Source organism: Pelotomaculum sp. FP, from assembly GCF_004369245.1.
GTDB classification, from domain to species: domain Bacteria; phylum Bacillota; class Desulfotomaculia; order Desulfotomaculales; family Pelotomaculaceae; genus Pelotomaculum_C; species Pelotomaculum_C schinkii.
The window spans coordinates 1-4,593 of record NZ_QFGB01000106.1; the positions used below are offsets into that span (position 1 = coordinate 1).

Annotated in this window: 4 protein-coding genes; all 4 read right to left on the reverse strand. The window is 44.9% G+C overall.

The window, feature by feature from the left end; genetic code table 11:
• Positions 1-427 precede the first annotated feature (427 nt).
• On the reverse strand, positions 428-2,173 hold the full coding sequence (locus tag Psfp_RS20645) for a proline--tRNA ligase (protein ID WP_134220395.1): 1,746 nt from the start codon (positions 2,171-2,173) through the stop codon (positions 428-430).
• Between the two features lie 46 nt (positions 2,174-2,219).
• On the reverse strand, positions 2,220-3,713 hold the full coding sequence (gene putP, locus Psfp_RS20650) for a sodium/proline symporter PutP (RefSeq protein ID WP_134220396.1): 1,494 nt from the start codon (positions 3,711-3,713) through the stop codon (positions 2,220-2,222).
• 95 nt (positions 3,714-3,808) lie between these two features.
• The gene (locus tag Psfp_RS20655) at positions 3,809-4,087 is read right to left on the reverse strand and encodes a TIGR04076 family protein (protein WP_134220397.1); all 279 of its coding nucleotides are present in this window, start codon (positions 4,085-4,087) and stop codon (positions 3,809-3,811) included.
• A gap of 21 nt (positions 4,088-4,108) precedes the next feature.
• A complete protein-coding gene (locus tag Psfp_RS20660) occupies positions 4,109-4,549 on the reverse strand; it encodes a helix-turn-helix domain-containing protein (protein WP_205079643.1) in 441 nt (146 codons plus the stop codon).
• Positions 4,550-4,593: the final 44 nt, after the last annotated feature.

Genomic DNA, 4,593 nt, shown 5'->3' on the forward strand with positions numbered 1-4,593 from the left:
GACCACCCTCTCAGACCCAGATATTGTAATTTTCTGGGCTTAGTTTGTTATATTCTTTTGTCTCGCATAATGAAATATTTTTTCCAATTCTTTTTTAAAGTGGGCTTGACATTTTACCGCTGGGCTTCCTCACTTGTCGCATATCTCAGTACTCCGGTACAGGTAAGAGGGCGATGCCTAGCGCTTCGCTTGAATATATTCCGGCCGCTTGTTGAAATGCTTGAGCACTTGCGGCTATTATACGTTCTCAATCTATCGACAATATTCGACAATTATGCATGATTCCCTCCTAATTATAGCGACAATTAACCAGATAATTCTGGCTGACTGTTGTTACGCATTATTTCAAAAAGAAGACCCCATCAATTTCTGCAATATTGGAAAAGCCCTCCTGTAAGGGCTTTTCCAATATTTATAGGATTCTAACTTAGATTTTAATCATGTTGGCTTCAATGAAAGCATTAATTTCATCAACCACCCGGTCAATATCGACCAGGCAAGCTTCCCCGGTCTTGCGTACTTTGAATTCCACCTTGTTTACCGCCAGATACTTCGGACTAACCGTAATCCGGAGCGGAATTCCAATTAAATCTGCGTCTTTGAACTTGACTCCCGGTCGCTCATCACGGTCATCAAGTATGACTTCTACGCCGGCTTTCCCTAAGCGGGTATAGATTTCCTCGGCTATTTGCTTTTGTTCGGGCTCTTTAATACTGATCGGAGTAATAATGACGTGATAGGGCGCGATCGGCGCCGGCCAGATAATCCCATTTTGATCATAATTTTGCTCAATGGCAGCTGCCATCGTACGGCCGATTCCAATCCCGTAACAACCCATGGCAATCGTCTTTTCCTTACCGTCCTCGTCTGTGTAGATCGCATGCAGCGATTCACTGTATTTGGTCCCCAGCTTAAAGATGTGGCCGACTTCAATGCCGCGCGCCGAATTCAGTGTTTTCCCACAGCGCGGACACGGTTCGCCCTTTGCCGCCATTCGGACGTCAGCCACCTCAATATCAAGATTCTTAAAATCACGAAGTGGGGTAATATGTATCCAGTGATGGTCAGTTTTATTGCCTCCGCATTCACCGTCTATGATGTCATACACCCAAGGGTCGGCGATAATCTTGATTTTTTCCTTGAGGCCGATTGGGCCGGCATAACCCACATCGGCTCCGGTTACCTGGTTGACAACTTCCTCTCTGGCTAAACTAAGGTAGAGGCAGTCAAGCAGGTTCTTGACTTTAATTTCGTTAACCTGATGGTCACCGCGCACCAAAACGAGGACTACAGGATATTCCTCTTTTTCCGTTTCATAAATAACCGATTTTACAGCCTTATCCGCGGTATGATGGAGATACAGTCCAACATCTTCAATCGTCCGGCAATTCGGTGTATAGACCAGTTCTCTTTCCGCCAATTGCCTGAAATCAATATCCTCATGCTTTGTCGGTAAAATCACCGCTTTTTCAACATTGGCGCCGTATTCACATCCATCACAGTAGAGAATTTCCGCTTCGCCGTTATCCGCCATAACCATGAATTCGTGGGAACCACCCTTGCCGCCAATTGCACCGGGGTCAGCCTCAACCACACGAAAGGTCAAGCCGGCTCGCGTGAAAGCTCTCGTATATCCCTCATGCATTTTCATATAACTTTCATGTAAGCCGGCCTCATCCCGGTCAAAGGAATACAGGTCTTTCATGATAAATTCACGGGCCCGCATCAAGCCAAAACGTGGACGAATTTCATCCCGAAACTTCGTTTGAATCTGATACCAAAGTTGCGGTAGTTGGCGGTATGAGTTAATCTCGTTATGGGCAATCGTGGTGATAATTTCTTCATGCGTCGGACCAAGGCAATAATTCCTTCCCTGCCGGTCACACAACCTAAAAAGTTCGTCACCGTAGACATCCCAGCGGCCGGTCTGCTGCCATAATTCCGCCGGATTCAAGACCGGCAGCAGGAATTCTTGACCACCCTGACGGTTCATTTCTTCCCGCACGATCTGCTCAATCTTTCTGATAACACGGTAACCCATGGGCAAATAGGAGTAAACCCCGGCAGCTGTCCTTCTGACTAAACCGGCACGCAACATTAGTTTGTGACTGATGGTTTCAGCTTCCGTCGGTATTTCACGTAATGTAGGCAAAAACATCTTGGAAAGTCTCACCTTGTCTCCCCCTTGATTTATTTGTTCTTCCAGGAATTTCTCTCGACTACCGAAGCCCTGCCCGATTAACCCGCTCAAATTCATCCATAATTTCCTTAGACGGTTGTTTACTCATCATGCTAACAACAATAATGGCAAAAACGGACATTATAAAACCGGGAACTATTTCATATAATGCAAAGATGCCGCCAAAATGGGCTAATTGTTTCCAAACCAATACCGTAATACCCCCTGCAATAATTCCAGCAAGAGCTCCGGATTTAGTCATTCTCTTCCAGAACAAAGACATCACCAGGGTTGGACCAAAGGTTGCCCCAAAGCCAGCCCAGGCATAGGCTACAAGATCCAGCACCAGGTTATCAGGTTTAATGGCTAAGAGCCCAGCAACAATCGCAACGCCAATCACCGTCCAACGACTGATCGAGACCAACTCTTTCTCCCCTGCCTCTTTACAAATCAAGGATTTATAAAAATCCTGACTGATAGCTGAAGCAGTAACCAACAATTGAGAAGATGCCGTACTCATAATAGCAGCCAGAATTGCTGATAAGATAATCCCGGCGATAAAAGATGCAAAAATATCATTCGTCATAACCATAAACACGGTTTCACTGGCTACTCCCTCGAGTGTCTGAGGAAGATAGACTCGTCCAACCATCCCAACCAGAACAGCGGCAGCTAGGGACAGAATAACCCAAACCATTGCTATATGGCGTGCCGGCTTGATCTCATCTGCCGAATGAATGGCCATAAAACGTACCAGGATATGGGGTTGGCCAAAGTAACCAAGGCCCCAGGCCATCAGAGACACAACAGCGATGAGAGAAAGAGCTGTTCCGTCAACGCTGGTAAACGGGTTAAGAAGCTCAGGATTAATATTCTTCAAAGCAGCCAGTGTATCAGCCGGCCCACCACTCAGAAACATACCGGTAATAGGAACAATCAGGATAGCAAAAAACATGAGTATTCCCTGAACAAAATCAGTCCAGCAAACAGCCATAAAGCCCCCCAAAAATGTATAGGTGACAACCACTGCAGCTCCAATTAACATTGACCAGATATAAGGCAAACCAAAAACAGTGTTAAACAGTTTGCCTCCGGCAACAAACCCGGAAGATGTATAAATCAGAAAGAAGATTAATATAAAAACTGCAGCAACACTACGTAATATTTTTAAGCTATCCCTGAACCGGTTCTCCAGGTAATCAGGCAAAGTCAGAGAGTCATTGGCAATTTGGGTGTAGTTCCGCAGGCGTTTGGCAACAAATTTCCAGTTTACATAAGTACCGAGAGCAAGACCCAAGGCAATCCACGATGCCTCCATCCCTGACAGATGCGCATAACCCGGCAATCCAAGCAGCAACCAGCCACTCATATCAGATGCCTCAGCGCTAAGAGATGTAACCCACTTATTCAGACCACGACTGCCAAGTATATAATCAGAAACATTTTCAGTTCTGTTAGAAAAGTTCACCCCAATCCATAACATCCCGGTTAAGTATAATATGGAAGCAGCAATAATGCCAAAACTATGCGACATTGACTTTCCCTCCTTATACTTATATGCAGCCCCCAAATCGCGCTAGGAGGTATTATCGTAACACCTTTTTAGCTATGCTAACCCTCTTAAGAGCACTACTCCGTAAAAGGACTTACAGTGAAAATCACCGGTGCGCAATAATCCGGGCACTGAACTGTAACCTTTCCGTCAAACCCCATGGCTTCAGGGCTGACTCCTTTGCGCATGGCAAAAATAAAAGGATATATCGCATGCAGGGCAGTGACACAAACACGGTCGGTCCGGTCAAAATCGATCATGGGACCATCAATGGTGATGCAATCTCCCGGTTGGTATAATTTACACTGTGATTGTAGAACTTCAATTCTAATCTTCTGTTCTGCGAACATAGTCATTTTCACCTTCCTTTTATTTAATTAAGTAGTTAAATCATCAATATGAATTTGCCCATCATAGGCAATGTTTAGTTTCTGCAATTTATAATAAAGAGTGCTGCGCGGTATTCTGAGCATTTTGGCGGCTTTGGCCTTATTGTTTCCGGTAAGCGTCAGAACATTGATAATTGTCCGCCGTTCAGCTTCAATGACGGCTTCTTCCAGCCGTGTCAAGGTTTCAAAATTAGCCGTGATTTTATTATCACCTTGCTTTTGATTAAAATTCTTAATCACTAATGGCAAATACTGCGCCGTAATCACACTGTCATCTGCCAAAACCACCAACCGTTCCACCACGTTTTTAAGTTCCCGGACATTTCCCGGCCAATGATAATGCAGGAGCATAGCCATGACTTCAGGAGCAATTTTGTCAATCAATTTGTGATTGACCACAGAATGTTTTTTTAAGTAATAATCAATCAAAATAGGTATATCTTCAGGCCGCTCTCTGAGGGCAGGCAGTTTTA

Coding starts and splice junctions, on each gene's coding strand:
- Psfp_RS20655 (WP_134220397.1), bottom strand. CDS start 4,087: ATGACTATGTTCGCAGAACAGAAGATTAGAATTGAAGTTCTACAATCA.
- putP (WP_134220396.1), bottom strand. CDS start 3,713: ATGTCGCATAGTTTTGGCATTATTGCTGCTTCCATATTATACTTAACC.